This is a genomic window from Pseudarthrobacter defluvii (assembly GCF_030323865.1).
GTDB classification, from domain to species: domain Bacteria; phylum Actinomycetota; class Actinomycetes; order Actinomycetales; family Micrococcaceae; genus Arthrobacter; species Arthrobacter sedimenti.
The window spans coordinates 3,461,523-3,478,622 of sequence record NZ_CP066362.1; the positions used below are offsets into that span (position 1 = coordinate 3,461,523).

Here is a 17,100-nt window from a genome sequence, read left to right on the forward strand (position 1 = left end):
CCCTTGCTCCCGGAGTGGCTTTGGTGAAGATTTTACCCGGCGCCCCGGGCGTCAGCGTTCGCGCTGGGGGTCGCCCGCCACGGTCTTTGCTGCCTCCACTTCCAGCATGAGCTTGCCGTCCTCATCCACGAGGCTGGGCTGGTAGACGTGGGGTTTGCGCTTGTAGCTCAGGTAGGCGATGCACCCGTTCGCCGACGCCATTTTTTCGAGCATGATCTCGGAGCCAGGGACCAGCAGTTCGCCCAGGCTGCGGCCCGCGGTGTTTTCCTGCCCCACCTCGTCGCCCAGCACACTGGAATCCCGCTCCTGGACCACCTGCGCGGCGTTCACCCAGCGGCCCCATACGCCCTTGCCTTCAAGCAGCGACGGCTCCTGGCCAAGCGGCAGGGTGGCGGCAAAGTAGCGGGTGTCGAACCTGCGGTGCGCAAAGTCCGGGCTGCGCCAGTTGACCAGGGATTTGAGCAGGTCGGTGCGCAGGGAGAGGCCCCGCTTGACCAACACCTGGGCAAGCGTCTTCTCCTGGTCTGCCACGGCCATCCGGGCCCGCATCCACTCCGACGTCGAGGTGGCCTCGACGGTGTTCGACATATCCGGACCGGCCAACAGCACACCTGTTTCTTCGAACAGTTCGCGGATGGCGCCCACCACGTGGCGGCGCGCCAGCCCGACGTCGTCCGTTCCCATCTGCTCAGCCCAATGCTGCGGCGACGGGCCCAGCCAACCCATGGGTTCGTCGTCGGCCGGGTCCAGGGACCCGCCGGGGAAGGCGAGGACCCCCAGCGGGGAGGAGCCGGGCCGGTAACCCAGCCACGTCTCCAGGCCGGTGGGTGAATCCCGAAGGAGGACAACGGATGAGGCGAAGCGCGCGGCCCGGGGCGTGCGCTCGCCGTGTTCGAGCCAGCTTTGCGCTGCCCCTTCAAGATCCTGGGGCAGTGCAAAAAGGCGTCGTGCGAGGTGAGGCAAGGGAAGTGTCCGGTCTTAGCTGAATTCGGCGATCAGCTCGACCTCTACGGGAGAGTCGAGCGGAAGAACGGCAACGCCGACGGCGGAACGCGCGTGCTGCCCGGCATCACCAAGGACGCGGCCCAGCAGTTCCGACGCCCCGTTGACGACGGCGGGCTGGCCGGTGAACGAGGGGTCCGAGGAGACGAATCCCACAACCTTGACGATGCGGGTGATCCGATCCAGGTCCCCGATGACGCTCTTGACGGCGGCAAGGGCGTTGACGGCGCAGATGGCGGCGTACTTCTGGGCGTCCTCGGGAGAGACAGTGGGCTCGTCGGCGAACCCTTCGGTGCCTGCGGACACCTTGCCCGTAGCTTCGAGTTTGCCGTTGATGAACGGCAGCTGGCCCGAGGTGTAGACGTGGTTGCCGGATACCACGGCGGGAACATAGGAAGCCACGGGAGCGGCTACCTCGGGGAGGGTAATGCCAAGTTCCGCGAGGCGCTGCTCGACGGCGGATGCGGGCGCCGTGGCCGCGCTGGACTGGGCTTCTGCGGGGGTGCTCATGCTACTGCTTCTCCCTCTTGAGATAGGCGACAAGGCCGTTGCCGTCAGGTCCCGGGACTACCTGGACGAGCTCCCAGCCGTCCTCTCCCCACTGGTCCAGGATCTGTTTTGTGGCGTGGATAATGAGCGGAATCGTCGCGTACTCCCATTTGGTCATGAGAGAAAGCGTAGTCCTTGCCGGTAAAGTGGAAAACATGGCGACTCGCAACAACCCCTTATTCGACACTGCCACCACACTGGGTAAGATTCTTCTCTTCCTTGGCGTGAGCGCAATTTGCGGTGTCCTCGTGGCGGGCCTGCTGGTCCCTGCCGCTGCCGTCTCGGGCAGCGCTGCAAGCGGTTCCATCGACTTCTTCGACTCCCTTCCCGCGGAGCTGAAGGTCGATCCGCCCAGCCAGACCACGCGGATCCTGGCTGCGGACGGCAGCGAGATTGCCAGCGTCTACACGGAGAACCGGACCAAGGTACCGCTGGACCAGATCTCTCCGAACATGAAGAACGCCATCATTGCGGTGGAGGACAGCCGGTTCTACGAGCACGGCGGCGTGGATACCACCGGCATCCTGCGCGCACTTGTCAGCACCGCCCGCGGCAACAAGCAGGGCGCGTCCACCATCACGCAGCAGTACGTCAACAACGTGCTGAACGCCAACCTCGCGGCCGCCGGCGAAGAAGACCAGATCAAGCTCAACGGTGTCAACAAGGGCGTGGGCGACAAGCTGCGGGAAATGAAGCTCTCCATCGCCCTGGAGAAGGAGTTCACCAAGGACCAGATCCTTGAGGGCTACCTGAACATCGTCTTCTTCAACCGCGATGCGTACGGCATCGAGGCCGCCTCCCGCTACTTCTTCAGCACCACCGCCAAGGACCTGACCCTGCCGCAGGCAGCACTCCTGGCCGGCCTGGTGAACAGCCCCTCCATGTTCGACCCCGTCACCAACCCGGAACGGTCCAAGCAGCGCCGCGACCTGGTGCTGGGGCTGATGTTGAACCAGGGCAAGATCACCCAGGCTGAACACGACGCAGCCGTGGCCACTCCGGTGGAGCCCAAGGTAACCCAGCCCAAGCAGGGCTGCGCGTATGCGGCCTCTGCCCCCTACTTCTGCGACTACATCCTGCACCTGCTGGAGAACAACCCGGCCTACGGCGCGGATATCAAGGACCGCCAGCGCCTGATCTACGGCGGCGGCCTGACCATCACCACCACCCTGGACCCCAATGCCCAGGCCACGGCACAGGAGCAGGTCAGCGCGGCTGCAGGCGCCAACCCGGATAAATGGGGCGCCTCCATGGTGTCGGTGCAGCCCGGCACCGGCAAGATCATCTCGATGGCCCAGAACACCACGTTCCTGCCCGGCCAGGGCTTCGATTCCCAGTTGAACTTTAACGTGGACAAGCTGGATAAGGACGGCAACGACCTTAACGGCATGGGCGGCGCGCAGCCTGGTTCCACCATGAAGCCGTTCACCTTCGCGGAGTGGCTCAATGAAGGCAAGACCATGAACACTACGGTCAATGCCGCCCAGCGCGTTTACCCCATCGGCTACCCGTGGAAAAACACCTGCGGCAAAGTACAGGGCGCCTACAGCACCGCCCAGAAGAACGCCGGCTTGGATGCCACGGACGACCTGCAGAACGCAGAGCCGCAGTGGTACAAGCCGCTGACGGTCCTGGAGGGCCTCTACAACTCCATCAACACGGTCACGTTCGCCTCAGCGGCGCAGTTGGACTTCTGTGGAATCCAGAAGATCGTTGATGCCGTTGGACTCCACAGTGGTTTGCCTTCGGCCGATGGCAGTGATCCGAATCCCAAGGTAAACATGATGACCCTTGGCAACCTGCTGGGTTCCACGCAGACCTCACCGCTGACCATGGCCAGCGCTTTCGCCACGTTCGCGAACGACGGCAAGTACTGTGAGCCCATCGCCATCACCTCGGTTGTCGACGCCACGGGCAAGCAGTTGCCGGCACAATCCAGCAGTTGCCGCGATGCCATCAAGCCGGAGGTTGCCCGCGGAGTCAACTACGCACTGGAGCAGGTTCTCAACAAGGGTTCAGGTTCGCTGATTCGGCCCCGGATTTCCACCACCACGGCCTTCCCCATCGGCGCCAAGACCGGTACCTCCAACAACAACGGGTCCACCTGGGTTGTTGGCCACACCACCGGCCTTGCTACCGCCGCCTGGTTCGGCGATCCCTTGGGCGCCCAGGACCGCGCCGGGCAGAACATCACGGTGAACGGTAAGTTCTACCAAGGCATTGACGGCTACATGATCGCCGGACCCATGTTCTCCAGCTACATGGCCAAGATTGCTCCGGCCTATGGGACCAACCCGTTCCCTGCCCCGCCGAGCAACATGATCAACGGCACGACCACTACCTCGCCGTCGCCTGGCAGGACGACTCCCCAGACCACCCAGGCCCCCGTTCCGGCCCCGCAGGCAACGCAGGCTCCTGCCACACAGGCACCCGCCCCGGCCCCGACGAGCAATGGAAACGGCAACGGCAATGGCAAAGGAAACGGCTAAGCGCATATGAGCATCGACAGCCTGGCAAGCCGCGCCCGTTCAATCGGGCGCGGCTTTGCCGTCACTGCGGGCGCCGGTGCGGCCGCCGGCGTTGCCGCCTTCGGTTACGGCCTGTGGGAGAAGAACCAGTTCGTCCTCCGTGAGGAGACCCTGGCCATCCTCCCGCCCGGCCGCGAACCGTTCCGCATTCTGCACCTCAGCGACATCCATTTCGTGCCCGGGCAGCGGAAGAAAGCCGAGTGGCTCGGCTCCCTGGCGGACCTCCGGCCGGACCTGGTGGTCAACACCGGGGACAACCTCAGCCACGTCAAGGCAGTGGACCCGCTTCTGGAGGCCCTGAAGCCGCTCCTGCAGTTCCCCGGCGTCTTTGTCCCGGGCTCCAACGACTACTTCGCGCCCAGCCCTAAAAACCCGGCGTCCTATTTACTGGGACCGTCCAAGGTTAAGCCGAAGCCGGTTGCCCTGGACTGGCCGCGCCTGCGTTCCGGCTTTGGCATGAGCGGCTGGGTGGACCTGACCAACCGCAACCAGTCACTGGTGCTCAACGGCATGCGCTTTGACTTCTCCGGGGTGGACGATCCGCACCTGAAGCGGGAACGGTACGCGGGCTGGCCGCGCGGAACGGTCAGCCAGAATGCCAAGGACCACGTGAAGGTGGCTGTGATCCACGCGCCTTACCAGCGGGTGCTGGACCACTTCACCGAAAGCGGCGCGGACCTCCTGCTGGCGGGACACACCCACGGTGGCCAGCTGTGCATCCCCGGCTACGGCGCCATCATCTCCAACTGCGACCTTCCCACCTGGCGCGCTAAGGGCCTTAACGACTGGTCAAGCAACGGAAGTACGACGCCGGTCAACGTCTCCGGCGGCATCGGCACCTCGCGCTTTGCCCCGGTAAGGATCGCCTGCAAGCCCGAGGCCGTCCTGCTGACCCTCACCTCCCCCAACTGACCCGTTGCTCCATCAGATGTGGTCCCCAAAACGGAGCTATTGGGACCACATCTGATAGAGCATCCGGCATTACGTACCGCAATAACTGGGGAAGCAGCTGGCTGCCATCCCAATCCCTGTGAAGCGGCTCACGCCATGGCATAGGGTTGCTGGTAGAGGAAACTACATTCGTTTTATAGCTTGAGAAGCGGGCATGGCCAAGCAGACTCCCTTTTTCCGATCCATCAGCCGTCTTTATCCCCACGTCCGGCCCATCATCCCCAGGCTCGTGCTGGGGTTGCTTTGCGCACTGATGGCCAGCATCGTTGCGTTGACCATCCCCCAGGTGCTGCGGGTCCTGGTCAACACCGCACTGCAGCCCGGAGGTGCCCCGGAGGCAGTCTGGACGTCAGCGGGCATCATCCTTGTTTTGGGTATCGCAGAAGCCGGACTGGTGGCGCTGCGGCGGCAGTTCGTCATCAACCCTGCCACCACCGTAGAGACGCGCATGCGGGTGTCCCTCTACGACCACCTCCAGGAACTCACCGTTTCGTTCCACGACCGCTGGGGCTCCGGCCAACTGCTGTCCCGGGCCATGACTGACCTGAACTTCCTGCGCCGCTGGATGGCCTTCGGCGCCATCATGCTGGTGGTCACCAGCCTCACCGTGATCATCGGCATCGTTGCGATGTTCGCCATGAGCTGGCAGCTGGCCCTGATCTTCCTTGCCGCCGCCGTTCCCATCACCATCAACAGCTTCCGGTTCCGCACCAGGTTCAGCAAGGTTGCCCGCCGCAGCCAGGACCAGGCCGGCGACCTCGCCACCACCGTGGAGGAATCCGTCCACGGCATCCGCGTGCTCAAGGCCTTCGGACGCAGCCGGGAAGCCCTGGAAAACTTCAACGAGCAGGCCGAGGAACTGCGCCAAACCGAGATCGAGAAGGCGCGCCACCAGGCAACGTTCACCATGGTGGTCACCCTGCTTCCCGAATTGGCACTGGGCGCCGGGCTGGTGGTGGGAGTCATGCTGTGCGCCAGCGGCCAACTGAGCATCGGCGCGCTGGTAGCGTTCTTCGCCACCGCGGCAGTCATTGCTTCCCCCGTGGAATTCTCCGGAATGCTGTTGGCCATGGCACTTACGGCCAAGACCGCCGTCGACCGCCATTACGAGGTGATGGACACGCGGAACACCATCACCAGCCCCGCCGAGCCCCGCCGCCCCGCGGAACTGGCCGGCGCGCTGCACTTCACTAACGCAACTTTCGCGTTCGAGGACGCGCCGGACAAGCCCATCCTCAAGGACATCAACCTGGACATCCGCCCCGGTGAGACCATGGCGTTGGTGGGAATCACCGGCAGCGGCAAGAGCGCGCTGATCCAGTTGGTGCCGCGTCTCTACGACGTCACCAGCGGCGCGATCACCATCGACGGCGTGGACATCCGGGACTTCGACGTTGAGGAACTGCGCAGGGTTGTCGGGGTGGCGTTCGAGGACACCACGCTGTTTTCCAATTCCGTGCGGGACAACGTCCTGCTGGGCGCCCCGGTCCGGACGGAGGAGGTCCTGGACGAAGCACTGGACGTGGCCCAGGCCCACTTTGCCTACTCGCTGCCGGAAGGGGTGGAAACCCTGATCGGCGAGGAAGGCCTGAGCCTGTCCGGCGGCCAGCGGCAGCGGATCGCCTTGGCGCGCGCCATTGCCGCCCACCCGCGTGTGCTGGTCCTGGATGATCCCCTGTCCGCCCTGGACGTGCACACCGAGGAGCTCGTGGAAGCCCGCCTCCGCGAAGTGCTGAAGGACACCACCACGCTAATCGTGGCCCACCGCCCCTCCACCGTGGCCCTTGCGGACCGGGTGGCGCTGCTGGAGGACGGCCGGATCACCGCCGTCGGGACCCACACCGAACTGCTGGCGCACAACCACCACTACCGCTACGTCATCGCCAGCCTGGACCGCGAACCGCGGGACCTGGACTCCGAATTGTCGGCGCTTGAGGACCAGGCCGAGGAAGTGACCCGATGAGCACCGCAACGTTCGGCACCGCGAATGAAGACAACGCCCACCTCAGTAAGAGTGACAGCAGGGCTGTACGACGGCGGTCGCTCGCCTTGCTGGGGTCGCTGATCCGTCCGGTGCGGGTACGGTTCTGGCTGACCATCGCCATGGTGGTCCTCTCGCAGGCCGCCCGCGTTGCCGGCCCGGCGCTGATTGCCTTCGGCATCGACCACGCGCTTCCCGCGCTCCGGGGCGGCGACAACCTCCCGCTGGTGTTTACCGGCGTCGCTTACCTGCTGGCAGCCATTGCGACGGCGGGCCTCACCGCCCTGTACGTCACCTCCACGGCGCGGCTCAGCCAGGCGATGCTGCTTGACCTCCGGGTGCGCGTCTTCCGGCATACCCAGCGGCTCAGCCTGGAGTTCCACGAAAAGTACACGTCCGGCAGGATCATCGCCCGGCAGACTTCGGACCTGGAGGCGCTGCGCGAACTGCTCGATTCCGGCGTCAGCTCCCTGGCCTCGGGCATGCTGTTCATGGCTTTTACCGCGATCACCATCTTCGCCCTGGACTGGCGGAGCGGCTTGCTGGTGCTGGCTGCCGGCGTTCCGATGTTTTTCCTGTCCCGCTGGTACCAGAAGCACTCCCAGATCGCTTTCCGCGAGTCCCGCGTAGTCTCTGCCCGGCTGATCGTGCATTTCGTTGAGACCATGACCGGCATCCGCGCCGTCAAGGCCTTCCGCAAGGAAAAGGAAAACTCCGAGCGCTACGGCCAGCTCGCCGAGGACTACCGGCTGGTCACCGTCCGATCCATCAACCTCAACGGCATCTTCCAGCCGGGGCTGGTGCTGATCGGCAACGTCTGCGTGGCAGTTGTCCTGCTCTTTGGCGGCTTCCGGGTGCTGGGCGGCGACTTGGCCGTGGGCGTGCTCCTGGCCCTGATCCTCTCCACCAAGCGGTTCTTCCAGCCGGTGGACCAGATGGCCATGTTCTACAACTCGTTCCAGAGCGCGCAGGCAGCCCTGGAGAAGGTCTCCGGGCTGCTGGAAGAGGTGCCCACGGTCCGGCCGCCCAAGAACCCGGTCGCCCTGGCCAGCGCCACCGGGCGGATCGACTTCAACGATGTCGAGTTCCGCTATGGGGAAGGCCCGGTAGTGGTCCCGCGCCTGGACCTGCACATCCCGGCCGGGCAGACCGTGGCTCTGGTGGGCCAGACGGGCGCCGGCAAGTCGACCCTGGCTAAACTCATTGCCCGGTTCTACGACGTCACCTCGGGCACGCTCACCCTGGACGGCGTGGACCTCCGCGACCTGGCCACTTCCGACCTCCGCCGGAACATCGTCATGGTCACGCAAGAAGCTTTCCTGTTCAGCGGCTCGGTGGCGGACAACATCGCTTTGGGCCGGCCCGAGGCCTCGCGGGCGGAAATCGAGGAAGCTGCCAAGGCGGTTGGGGCACACGACTTTATCCTTGAACTGCCCGAAGGCTACGACACCGACGTCAACAAGCGCGGCGGCCGGGTTTCCTCCGGCCAGCGGCAGCTGATCAGCTTTGCCCGGGCTTTCCTGGCACGGCCGGCGGTGCTGATCCTGGACGAGGCCACCTCCTCGCTGGACATCCCGTCCGAACGCCTGGTCCAAGCTGGGCTGGCCCGGCTGCTGGCCGGGACGGAGGCTGCGCGGAGGACGGCGCTGATCATCGCCCACCGCCTGTCCACAGTGGAGACGGCCGACCGCGTCCTGGTGGTGCATGACGGCCGGATCGTGGAGGACGGCACGCCTGATGAACTGATTGGTGGCGGCGGACGCTTCGCCGACCTGCACGGGGCGTGGAAGGATTCGCTGGTCTAGCTGTGCGGCCTGCTCTCCTGATGCCCAGCTTTCTGCTGGTCCTGCTTGGGGTCGGCACCGGATTTCGCATCGGGGCGAGGAATCGGCTATCCTTGTAAAGTTGCTTTTGCAGCGGATCGGGATGTAGCGCAGCTTGGTAGCGCGCTTCGTTCGGGACGAAGAGGTCGCAGGTTCAAATCCTGTCATCCCGACCATAACGAAAAGAGGGTCTCCTTGCGGAGGCCCTCTTTTTGCGTCTCGAAGTGGTTGCGGAACCGCCTCGATAAGTGGCTGCGGGTCTCGACCATCGTCTTGGCCTTAAAAGGAACAGCCCCGGAGCTGTTGCTCCGGGGCTGCCCTCGCCTCCTGATGTGAGGAAGCTATTTATGCGGGGTCAGGCCAGTTGCCCACGTACGTGGTGAAGGTAGTATCGGCTTTCTTGTCCTTCTTCACCTTTGCGGAGGCGGGATCAGGCCAGTTACCAACAGCTACCGACACACCCGAGTTGTCGGCGACGGAACCTGAAGCCAGGACGGCCGGAGCCGCCGCAGAAAAAGCCAGGGCCCCAGCCAAGGCGGCCGCAGTTGCGATCTTCTTCAACATATAAGTTCCTCAATACGAGTCGGATTCGTTACAAAGCCAGCACTGTCCTTGTTGACACACATTGTAAAATATTTTCCACAGGGCCTGTCAAGCATTCGGCGGGCCAAGTGTCCAGAAGGAGGAAACGCGTGGGCAACGGGTTCGGAGAGAAACTCCGCGCGGAGCGCCTTGAGCGTGGACTGACGCAGGCCGAACTGGGCAAGGACCTGTATTCACCCAGTTACATCTCACTGCTCGAGACGGGCCGGCGTGAACCGACCGCTGAAGTCATTGAAGAACTGGCCCGCAGGCTGGAGTTGGCACCCAAGGCGCTTGAAGCCTGGAGCCAACCTATTTCTGTCAGCGACGCTGAATACGTGCTTGCCGGCCTCTATGCACGCCAAGCCTGGGACCTTCGCGACTATCCCCTGGCGGCGAGTCATGCTGCCACCGCCGCCAAGATCGCCCTTGAAGGACGTAACACCAGCGCGTGGTGGAACATGACCTATATGCAGGCCGAATGCCTCATCAAACAGGGCAACTGGCGCGAAGCCCAGAAGATCATGGAGCACCTGCTGGAGCACCCTATGGCAAGGGAGTCCGCGGGACTGGCGGTACGGGCGCACCAGATGCTTGCAGGCATCTATCAGGGGCAAGGCCAACTGAGCCTCGCAGTGGATCAGGGAATTCAGGCAGTGGACCTCTGTAGGCAACTACCCAAGGGATCCACTCTTATCGTCAACGCCCATCACGCCCTGATCGGCGCTCTTGCGGAAAGCGGGCGGCTCGATGAGGCCTGGAAGTACTGTCTGGCCATGATCGATCACGTGGATGAGCTGTCTATGACCCAACTCGCCGGCGAGGTGGCCTGGGTCGTGGGAAACGTTGCCTTCATGCGGCATGACTATGCAGAAGGTGTCAAGCACCACGAGCGCGCGGCCCGTCTACTGTCTCCGGCCAATGACATCGGCCTCTGGGCCCGGTTCAACAAGGCATCCGCGGCGGTGAGGCTTTCCTCGGGGATCGTTGAGCCGGAAACCCTGTCAGCGATCGAGCGCGCCGAACTGGCGTTGTCCATCGTGGGCGGCAACAAGTCCGACCAGCTGGAAGTTGCCTTTATTCGCGCCCGGTGGTTGTACCTCACCGGCGACATCGTTGCCGCAGTGGAGAAGCTGCGCGAAATCCACGCCGAGCGGGAACACCTCGCAAAGCACACAGCCGGTGAAGTCTCCCTGCTGCTCGGCAAGTCACTCAAGGCCGCGGGTGATATCGACGAAGCACTGGTACACCTCGAGGAAGCCCAAAAGGCCTTTGCCGCGGCCGGCGCCCAGGACCGGGTCCAGCAGGCACTGGATGCGATCCTGGAAATCAAGCTCGCGCAAAAACGCGCCGCGGCAGCCGCCAAAGCCAGCTAGCCGACAAGCCCGCAAACCAAAAGCCAGGTAAACCCACGCACTGCGGGGCTTACCTGGCTTTGGTCTAAAAGCTAGGAAAAGGTCTTTCCCGTGATCTTCTCGTACGCTTCGACGTACCGGCTGCGGGTGCGCTCCACAACGTCTGCGGGAAGCGCCGGCGGCGGGGTGTCGGAGGACTTGTCCCAGCCGGACTCGGCGGAGGTCAACCAGTCCCGCACGTACTGCTTGTCGTAGGAGGGCTGGGCCTGGCCGGGCTTGTAGGTGGAGGCGTCCCAGAACCGCGAGGAATCCGGCGTGAGTACCTCGTCGCCCAGCGTGATGGACCCGGAGACGGCGTCGTACCCGAATTCCACCTTGGTGTCGGCAAGGATGATGCCGCGCTCCCGGGCGATCTTTTCCGCCGTCGTGTAGATCTTCAGCGTCAGTTCGCTCAGGCGGGCAGCGATGTCATCTCCCACGAGCGCCACCACGGCGTCGTAGGTGATGTTCTCGTCGTGCTCGCCGATCAATGCCTTCGCCGACGGAGTGAAGATGGCGCGCTCCAGCCGCGATCCGTCCACCAGCCCCTCGGGCAGCGGGATGTTGCACACGGTGCCGGAGGCCTTGTACTCCAGCAGCCCGGAACCCGTGAGGTAACCGCGGGCGATGCATTCCACCGGGAACATGTCCAGCTTCTTGCAGATCATGGCCCGGCCCTCAACCTCGGCGGGCACGCCGTCCTCCACGGTCGAACCAAGTACGTGGTGCTCAACGCCCAACTGGTCGAACCACCAGAGGCTCAGCTGGGTGAGGATGCGTCCCTTGTCCGGGATTTCGCTGGACAGCACGTGGTCGTAAGCGCTGATGCGGTCGCTGGCCACCACCAGCACGCAGTCCTGGCCCACACGCTGCAGGATGGACTGGTCGGCGGGCTCGTAGAGGTCGCGCACCTTGCCGGAGTAGATGTGCTTCCAGCCCGGCAAGTCCAGGGTCTGGGTAGCGTAACCGCGGTTCTCCGAAGTGTCAGTCATGTCAGGCCTTTGCTTTCACGATGGGCATTGAGCCGGTGGCGCCGTATGGAACCTTGATTTCCCCACGGGCGGCCTTGCGGGCGATGTCGCTGCGGAACTGCGAGCCTTCCAGCTGGACCAGTTCCACGCCGTCGTACGCTTTTTCGCGCGCCTCCACCAGGTCACTGCCCAGGGCGACGACGGCCAGGACGCGGCCGCCGGCGGAAACCACTTTGCCATCCTCGTCCAGGGCGGTTCCGGCGTGGATGACGTGGACGCCTTCCAGCGCTTCCACCTTCTTGAGTCCGCGGATCCGGTCGCCGGTGCGGGGCTTGTCCGGGTAATTTTCCGAGGCGATGACGACGGCGACAGCAGTTTCCTTGGACCAGCGCAGCTCCTCTGCCTTGTCCAGTTCGCCCTTGGCAGCCGCCATGAGCAGCGCACCGAGCGGAGTCTTGAGCCGGGCAAGGACCGCCTGCGTCTCGGGGTCGCCGAAGCGGACGTTGAATTCGATGACGCGGGTTCCGCGTGAGGTGAGGGCCAAACCAACGAACAGCACGCCAACAAACGGGGTGCCGCGGCGGGCCATCTCGTTGACGGTGGGCTGGGCCACCCGGTCCAGGACTTCCTGCACCAGGCCTTCGGGAGCCCACTCCAGCGGGGTGTAGGCGCCCATGCCCCCGGTGTTGGGGCCCTCGTCATTGTCGAAGATTCGCTTGAAATCCTGCGCGGGTGAGAGCGCCACGGTGCTCTGGCCGTCGCAAAGCACGAACAGGGAAACTTCGGGCCCGTCCAGGAACTCCTCGATCACCACGGAGCCAGCGGCATCAAAGCAGGACTGGGCGTGGGCCAGGGCTTCGTCGCGGTTCCTGGTGACCACCACGCCCTTGCCGGCGGCCAGGCCGTCGTCCTTCACCACGTAGGGGGCGCCGAAGGTGTCCAGGGCGGACGCGGCTTCCTCTGCGTTCGTGGCCACCAGGGCCATGGCCGTGGGAACGCCGGCCTCGGCCATGACTTCCTTGGCGAAAGCCTTCGAGGCCTCCAGTTGGGCGGCGGCCTTGCTGGGCCCGAAGACAGGGATGCCGGCTTCGCGCACGGCGTCGGAGACACCTGCGGCCAGCGGAGCTTCCGGGCCCACCACCACGAGGTCCACGGCCAACCGGGTGGCCAGCTCCGCAACTGCCTGGGGATCATTGCCGTCGATGTTGTAGGTAGGGACCAGCTTGCTGATGCCGGCATTGCCCGGCGCCGCGTGGACCTCGGACACGTTGGGATCGGCAAGCAGGGAGCGGACAATGGCGTGTTCGCGGCCTCCGGGGCCAATGACGAGTACCTTCACAGTCTCCAAGGGTACTTTGTGCACCCTTCCCGCTCCTAAGCTGTGACCTGGCCTGCCCGGCCGTCAATCCGTACCCCCGCCCGCTCCGAACCATACACATGACAACGCTTCGAAACCGGAAAATCGGCCCCGCCGCCATGGCCGCCTTGGCAGGCGTGGTGGCGGCCGCCGTCGTACTTGCCGTTGCGGAGCTGATTGGCGCTTTCTTTACCGCCAGGGCAACACCGCTGTTTGCCCTGGGGTCCACCTTCATCGACTTCACGCCGCCCTGGCTGAAGGACTTCGCGATCGCCACGTTCGGCACGAACGACAAGGCCGCCCTGTTCGTGGGCATGGGCCTGACCATCGCGGTGCTTGCCTGCGTTCTGGGCGTGGTGGCCTACCGGAAGTGGGCGCTGGGCGTCCTGGGTGTGCTGTTCATGGGCGCCGTGATTGTGGCGTGCGTGGTGACCCGTTCAGGCGTCGGCATCGCGGACGCCATCCCGTCGGTGCTGGGGACGCTGGCCGGGTTGGTGGTCCTGCGCAGGCTGATGGTGACGCTGTGGGGGCTGAAGGAATGGCCGGAAGCTCCGGCGGATACAGCGTACGCCGGCGATGCCCGGGAACGCGGCGAGGGCACCAGCCGCCGGAGTTTCTTCACCGCCGCAGGGATCACCGCGGTGGCTGCGGGAATCGCGGCGACCGGCGGACGGCTATTGGGCGCCGCGCGCAACAATGTAGCCCAGGCCAGGGATGCCCTGCGGTTGCCGGCACCGGCCAAGGCTGCAGCGCCCGTACCAGCGGGCGTCCAGTCCCCCGTTCAGGGCGTTACCCCCTGGCTGACGCCCAGCAATGAGTTCTACCGCATCGATACCGCCCTGAGTGTTCCGGAAATCAACGTCAACGACTGGGAACTGCGCGTGCACGGCCTTGTGGAGCAGGAAGTAACGCTCACTTTCCAGGACCTGCTGGACGCGCAGCTGATCGAATCGCACGTGACCCTCACCTGCGTCTCCAACCCCGTGGGCGGCAACCTTGCCGGAAACGCCAAGTGGCTTGGCCTTCCCATCCGCGAGGTCCTGGCGCGGGCCAAGCCCAAGGACGGCGCGGACATGGTGCTGTCCACCTCCATTGACGGTTTCAGCGCCTCCACTCCGCTGGAGGTGCTGCAGGACGACCGCGACGCCATGCTGGCCATCGGCATGAACGGCGAACCGCTGCCGCTGGAGCACGGCTACCCGGTGCGGATGGTGGTCCCCGGGCTGTACGGATTCGTCTCTGCCACCAAGTGGGTGGTGGACCTGGAAGTCACCCGCTTCGCCGACAACAAGGCTTACTGGACAAACCGCGGGTGGTCCGAGCGCGGCCCCATCAAGACCATGGCGCGCGTGGAGGTGCCCAAGTCCTTCGCCAAGGTACCGGCAGGGAAGGTTGCCGTGGGTGGCACCGCTTGGGCCCAGACGCGCGGCATCACCAAGGTGGAGATCCAGATCGATAATGCGGATTGGGTGGAAACTACGCTTTCCACTGAAGCCTCCACCGTCACCTGGCGCCAGTGGTCCTACGAATGGGACGCCACGCCCGGCCCGCACTACATCAAGGTCCGGGCCACCGACGGCACCGGTGAGGTCCAGACGGACAAGCGCGCCGATCCGGTTCCCGACGGCGCCTCCGGCTGGCAGTCGGTGATGGTGACCGTGCAGTAGATGGTCACCATCCAGTAGCGGGTCCCGGCGCTGTGGCAGGCTGGCCCATAGACTGGCACCATGCCGCACAATCCGCATGCCACCTTCACCGTGGACTCCGCCGTCGAACTGGCCGTGATCGAACGCAGCGGCTTCGTGGAGTCGCGGCACATCGGTTCCGCCGTCCTGCTGTCCGCCGACGGGTCGGTGGTCACCGAGCTTGGCGACATCAACACCCCCATCTACGCCCGCTCTACCCTCAAGCCGTTCCAGGCGCTGGCGTCCATGCAGTCCGGGGTTCCGCTGCGTGGCGCCCAGGTGGCCATCGCCTGCGGAAGCCACACGGGTTCCCTGGACCACATGGACGTGGTGGCGGGCATGCTCAAGGCAGCAGGCGTCCGTGAAGACCAGCTGCAGTGCCCGGAGGCCTGGCCCCAGGATGAAACTGCCCGCAATTGGCTGGTTCGCTCGGAGAAGGGGAAGTCGCGGCTGGCCTACAACTGTTCAGGGAAGCACGCCGCTTTCCTGTGGGCCTGCACCGAGAACGGGTGGGACACGCACAGCTACCTGGAGCCCAACCACCCGCTGCAGCAGCGGGTCCGCACAGTCATCGAGGAATACACGGGCGAACAGATAGCGCACCTGGGCATCGACGGCTGCGGCGCTCCCGTGGCAGCCGTTTCCCTGAAGGGGCTGGCCCGGGCCTACTCGCAGCTGGCCAAGGCCCCGGGTGACCAGAGCTTCAGCGCCAGGGCAGCCACCATCGCCACCTCAATGCTCGACTACCCGTGGGCCGTACAGGGCCGCGGCGAAGCCAACACCCTGGTGATGGACGAGCTCGAGATCATAGCCAAGATCGGGGCCGAGGGCGTCCTGGCCATGGCCACGCCCCAGGGCGTTTCCGTGGCCGTTAAGATCCTCGACGGAAACGTCCGCGCCACCTCGCTCGTGGCCCTGACACTTCTTGCGGCAGCGGGGGCGGTAGAGATTCCGGGGGTCGCCAGTGCCCTGGAGAAGGTGGTTGAGCCGGTGCTTGGTGGGGGCCGTCCAGTGGGCAAGATCCGGCTGGGCCCGGCGGTTTCCGCGCTCCTGGACTGACACCGACTCCCAACCGACGCAAAAGGAAAGACTAAAAGCATGGCCGTAGCCCGCCGTCGTATTGACGTCCAGGAAGGCAAAGCAGCACTGAAGGCATGGCTGGAAGCCGCCCGGACGCCGTCGGGCGCTTCCGTGCCGCGCACTGTCCTGGCCACCGCCGTGAGGTACTCGCTGGAGGAAGTCACCGCCCGCGCCCCGGGCAACTCTGTTGAGGTGCGCGTGCCCCCGTTCGGCGTCACGCAGTGCGTGGAGGGACCGCGGCACACGCGCGGCACCCCGCCAAACGTGATCGAGTGCGACGCCGCCACCTGGCTTGCAATGGTGACGGGACAGGTGGGCTGGGCGGAAGCAGTTACCGCCGGCAAAGTGGCAGCGTCAGGCCTGCGGGCGGACCTGTCGGCGCTGCTGCCCCTCTAGCCCTGCTGTCCCTGCCCCAGCCGCGTCGCGTCAGCCGCGGCCGATGAAGGGCATGCCGGCTGCGGTGACCACCACTGAACCAACACTGGCAGTGGCAGGCATGTTGGCCATCATCAGCACCGCGCGCGCCGCGTCCTTCACGGGAAACATCGGCTCCACCCTGCGGCTGCCGTCCGCTTGGAGCGCCCCCGAGCCGACGCCGATAGTGTCCATGATTTCGGTGGCCGTGTTGCCGATGTCGATCTGCCCGCACGTGATGCCATATCCGCGGCCGTCCAGTTCGATGCTCTTGGTCAGGCCGGTCATGGCGTGCTTGGTGACTGTATACGCCACGGTGCGGGGCCGGGGCGAGTGGGCCGATATGGAGCCGTTGTTGATGATCCGCCCTCCCTGCGGCTCCTGCGCCTTCATGGCCCGGACAGCGGCCGCTGCACACAGCATGGACCCGGTGAGGTTCACGGCCACCGTGGCGTTCCAGTCCTCCAGGCTGATCTCGTCCACGCCTGCTGCGGGCCCGAACACACCGGCGTTGTTGAACAGCACGTCCACGCGCCCCCACTTTTGGTGGACCGCGTCGAAAAGGCGTTCGACGTCGTCGGGCCGGGTGACGTCGCACGGCACCACGAGCGCGTCCGGATGATTGTCCGCTGTCTCCTTCAACTGGGCTTCACGGCGGCCGGCCAGCGCCACGCGGTAGCCGTCGGCCAGCATCTGCCGGGCAACCTCCCGGCCGATGCCGGAGCCGGCCCCGGTGACGACGGCGACGCGGGCAGTGGGAGGGGACGTGTCCATTCTGTCTCC

General features: G+C 65.1%; 15 protein-coding genes and 1 tRNA gene. 9 read left to right on the plus strand and 7 right to left on the minus strand.

What is annotated here, in order from left to right; genetic code table 11:
* Positions 1 to 51 precede the first annotated feature (51 nt).
* Genes JCQ34_RS16095 through JCQ34_RS16105 form a run of 3 tightly spaced genes read right to left on the minus strand, consistent with a single transcriptional unit; the run spans position 52 to position 1,669 of the window.
* On the minus strand, positions 52 to 963 hold the full coding sequence (locus JCQ34_RS16095) for an NUDIX hydrolase (protein ID WP_286399119.1): 912 nt from the start codon (positions 961 to 963) through the stop codon (positions 52 to 54).
* Positions 964 to 978: 15 nt separating this feature from the next.
* On the minus strand, positions 979 to 1,512 hold the full coding sequence (locus JCQ34_RS16100; RefSeq protein WP_286399121.1) for a RidA family protein: 534 nt from the start codon (positions 1,510 to 1,512) through the stop codon (positions 979 to 981).
* A gap of 1 nt (position 1,513) precedes the next feature.
* On the minus strand, positions 1,514 to 1,669 hold the full coding sequence (locus JCQ34_RS16105) for a DUF4177 domain-containing protein (RefSeq protein ID WP_009359196.1): 156 nt from the start codon (positions 1,667 to 1,669) through the stop codon (positions 1,514 to 1,516).
* A 37-nt stretch (positions 1,670 to 1,706) separates the two neighbouring features.
* On the opposite strand from JCQ34_RS16105, the gene JCQ34_RS16110 reads away from it, so the two are divergent.
* The 5 genes from JCQ34_RS16110 to JCQ34_RS16130 all read left to right on the plus strand — a co-directional run bounded on the left by JCQ34_RS16110 (position 1,707) and on the right by JCQ34_RS16130 (position 9,010).
* On the plus strand, positions 1,707 to 4,040 hold the full coding sequence (locus JCQ34_RS16110; RefSeq protein ID WP_286399127.1) for a transglycosylase domain-containing protein: 2,334 nt from the start codon (positions 1,707 to 1,709) through the stop codon (positions 4,038 to 4,040).
* A 6-nt stretch (positions 4,041 to 4,046) separates the two neighbouring features.
* Positions 4,047 to 4,991, plus strand: coding sequence for a metallophosphoesterase (locus JCQ34_RS16115; RefSeq protein WP_286399130.1), 945 nt, complete (start codon positions 4,047 to 4,049; stop codon positions 4,989 to 4,991).
* A gap of 193 nt (positions 4,992 to 5,184) precedes the next feature.
* Positions 5,185 to 6,993: an ABC transporter ATP-binding protein gene (locus JCQ34_RS16120; RefSeq protein ID WP_286399133.1), complete on the plus strand. Its 1,809-nt coding sequence runs from the start codon at positions 5,185 to 5,187 to the stop codon at positions 6,991 to 6,993.
* On the plus strand, positions 6,990 to 8,816 hold the full coding sequence (locus tag JCQ34_RS16125) for an ABC transporter ATP-binding protein (protein ID WP_286399136.1): 1,827 nt from the start codon (positions 6,990 to 6,992) through the stop codon (positions 8,814 to 8,816). Before JCQ34_RS16120 ends, JCQ34_RS16125 begins: the two co-directional genes overlap by 4 nt.
* Positions 8,817 to 8,933: 117 nt before the next feature.
* Positions 8,934 to 9,010: transfer RNA gene (locus tag JCQ34_RS16130), tRNA-Pro, on the plus strand.
* A gap of 169 nt (positions 9,011 to 9,179) precedes the next feature.
* On the opposite strand, the gene JCQ34_RS16135 is transcribed toward JCQ34_RS16130, so the two are convergent.
* Positions 9,180 to 9,398 carry a hypothetical protein gene (locus tag JCQ34_RS16135; RefSeq protein WP_286399139.1) on the minus strand — a complete coding sequence of 73 codons (219 nt, stop codon included), beginning with the start codon at positions 9,396 to 9,398 and terminating at the stop codon, positions 9,180 to 9,182.
* Between the two features lie 128 nt (positions 9,399 to 9,526).
* Here JCQ34_RS16135 and JCQ34_RS16140 point away from each other — a divergent pair, with 128 nt between their 5' ends.
* Positions 9,527 to 10,792, plus strand: a complete 1,266-nt coding sequence (locus JCQ34_RS16140) for a helix-turn-helix domain-containing protein (protein ID WP_286399143.1) — start codon at positions 9,527 to 9,529, stop codon at positions 10,790 to 10,792.
* A 71-nt stretch (positions 10,793 to 10,863) separates the two neighbouring features.
* Here JCQ34_RS16140 and JCQ34_RS16145 read toward each other — a convergent pair whose 3' ends face one another.
* Positions 10,864 to 11,802, minus strand: a complete 939-nt coding sequence (locus JCQ34_RS16145) for a phosphoribosylaminoimidazolesuccinocarboxamide synthase (protein WP_286399145.1) — start codon at positions 11,800 to 11,802, stop codon at positions 10,864 to 10,866.
* A 1-nt stretch (position 11,803) separates the two neighbouring features.
* Entirely contained in the window at positions 11,804 to 13,120 is a 1,317-nt protein-coding gene (purD, locus tag JCQ34_RS16150) for a phosphoribosylamine--glycine ligase (RefSeq protein ID WP_286404602.1), read from the minus strand.
* A 98-nt stretch (positions 13,121 to 13,218) separates the two neighbouring features.
* Here purD and JCQ34_RS16155 point away from each other — a divergent pair, with 98 nt between their 5' ends.
* From JCQ34_RS16155 to JCQ34_RS16165, 3 genes are read left to right on the plus strand one after another with little or no spacing between them, the layout of a single operon-like run.
* Positions 13,219 to 14,805: a molybdopterin-dependent oxidoreductase gene (locus JCQ34_RS16155; RefSeq protein ID WP_286399147.1), complete on the plus strand. Its 1,587-nt coding sequence runs from the start codon at positions 13,219 to 13,221 to the stop codon at positions 14,803 to 14,805.
* 60 nt (positions 14,806 to 14,865) lie between these two features.
* Positions 14,866 to 15,882, plus strand: a complete 1,017-nt coding sequence (locus tag JCQ34_RS16160) for an asparaginase (protein WP_286399148.1) — start codon at positions 14,866 to 14,868, stop codon at positions 15,880 to 15,882.
* 39 nt (positions 15,883 to 15,921) lie between these two features.
* A complete protein-coding gene (locus JCQ34_RS16165; RefSeq protein ID WP_286399150.1) occupies positions 15,922 to 16,299 on the plus strand; it encodes a sterol carrier family protein in 378 nt (125 codons plus the stop codon).
* Positions 16,300 to 16,329: 30 nt separating this feature from the next.
* Here the strand turns inward: JCQ34_RS16165 and JCQ34_RS16170 are convergent, their stop codons facing one another.
* The gene (locus JCQ34_RS16170) at positions 16,330 to 17,091 is read right to left on the minus strand and encodes an SDR family oxidoreductase (RefSeq protein ID WP_286399153.1); all 762 of its coding nucleotides are present in this window, start codon (positions 17,089 to 17,091) and stop codon (positions 16,330 to 16,332) included.
* Positions 17,092 to 17,100 lie beyond the last annotated feature (9 nt).